The sequence below is a fragment of the Streptomyces sp. NPDC002130 genome (assembly GCF_040296465.1).
Taxonomy (GTDB): Bacteria; Actinomycetota; Actinomycetes; order Streptomycetales; family Streptomycetaceae; genus Streptomyces.
Genome location: NZ_JBEOXI010000735.1, coordinates 1 through 1,589, shown reverse-complemented (window position 1 = coordinate 1,589; position 1,589 = coordinate 1). Strand labels below are relative to the sequence as shown.

The following is a 1,589-nucleotide window of genomic DNA, read 5'->3' as shown; positions in this document are numbered from 1 at the left end:
AGTTTTCGAGCATTTCTGCACTTATCCGCATCATTCATAGCCACATGCGACTGTTCTAATAGGAAGCTCATACAGAAAAATCTCTGGAAAAGTTGGGGCAACCATGACGGTCGATCTCGATTCCAAGCTCATTGCCGCACTTCAGCGCAACGGGCGAGCGACGTACCGCGAACTGTCCGTGGCGGTCGACGCACCACGAGCGGCGGTGTCCACCAGAGTGCAGGCGCTACTCGACTCGGGAACGGTGTCCGTAGTGGCCGTCGCACACCCCGAACTTCTCGGACTGAAGGCGCTTGCGCACGTCTCGATCGCAGTGTCCGGACCGATGACTCCGGTGCTGGACGCGTTGATCGAATCCGAGGCCGCCGTCTACATCTCGGCAGTCAGCGGGCAGTACAACGTGATTGCGGAACTTCGGGTGCCCAGTCACGACGATCTGTACCGTGCCATCGCCGAACTCCGCTCACAACGTGGCGTTCGATCGGTGAGCACGCTGGTCTACGTCGACGTCATCAAGGGAATCTTCATGCCCGAGAGCGCTTTACAAGCCGATATCCGACTCGACTCGACGGATGTCGCGTTGATCGAACTACTCGAACGCAACGGGCGCATGCCGTTTCTCGAACTGGCCGAACACACCGGACTGTCACCGAGTGCCGTACGCAACCGGGTCAATCACCTGATCGCGAGCACGGCACTGCGCGTCGGCGCCGTCGTCAAGCGGCGAGGCGGTGGCCGGACGTTGGCGATGGGTATCGGCGTCAATCTGGGCTCACGGGACGACAACGCGGTATCGGAGATAGAATCCCTGCCCGGAATCGAATTCCTCGCCCGGACCCTGGGACGATACGACGTGATCGCGACGGTTGCTGCCAACTCCTCGAGCGACCTGCATGCGCTGTCCGAACGAATCCGCGGGATCGACGGCGTCAGCGGCTTGGAATCCTGGGCTCATCTCGAGGTGTTCAAGGAGCACTACGCCCGCAGCCTGGACGTACGCGGGTAACGTCCAAGTCATTGACCCACTTGGTCGGACGCGCTAACCTCGGTCAAGTCATTGACCCACTTACCTGAGGTGGCACACATGTCCGATTCCGGGCGCAAGGTAGACATCGTCGCTGCGGCGATCGAGGAGGCGATATCGACCGGTCGATGGCCCGTCGGATCAAAACTCCCGCCGGAGACCGCACTGGTCGAGGAATTGGGAGTTGCCCGGAACACCATGCGCGAAGCGGTACGGGCTCTTGCACACGCCGGAGTTCTGTCCGTCCGTCACGGTGGCGGCGTGTACGTCATGGCGGCGTCGCCGGTCGAAGGACTACTCGGGCGCCGACTCGCCAGAAGCGACGTTCTCGACGTACTGAGCCTGCGACGCGGACTCGAGGTCGAAGCCGCGCGCCTCGCAGCGCAGCACCGCACCCCCGAAGATCTCGCGCGGATACACGCCACCTGGAACGCCCACCCCGGACACGTCGGCGGCTTCACTGTCGAAGCCGGCATGGCCCTGCACCTTTCGATCGTCGAGGCGTCCCACAATTCCGCACTGATCGACGTCTACCGGGGAGTCCTTGCCGCCGTCACGGATTCAC

General features: G+C 62.2%; 2 protein-coding genes. Both read left to right on the top strand.

What is annotated here, in order from left to right; translation table 11 throughout:
- Window positions 1-103 precede the first annotated feature (103 nt).
- Complete coding sequence (locus tag ABT116_RS44970) at window positions 104-1,006, top strand: Lrp/AsnC family transcriptional regulator (protein ID WP_095972349.1); 903 nt, start codon at window positions 104-106, stop codon at window positions 1,004-1,006.
- A 78-nt stretch (window positions 1,007-1,084) separates the two neighbouring features.
- Window positions 1,085-1,589 (top strand): FadR/GntR family transcriptional regulator (locus tag ABT116_RS44965; RefSeq protein WP_351646800.1); only part of this gene is annotated, 505 nt, incomplete at its 3' end.

What these genes read in the sequence shown, in the direction of transcription:
- ABT116_RS44970 (WP_095972349.1), top strand. Translation starts at nt 104, where the DNA reads ATGACGGTCGATCTCGATTCCAAGCTCATTGCCGCACTTCAGCGCAAC.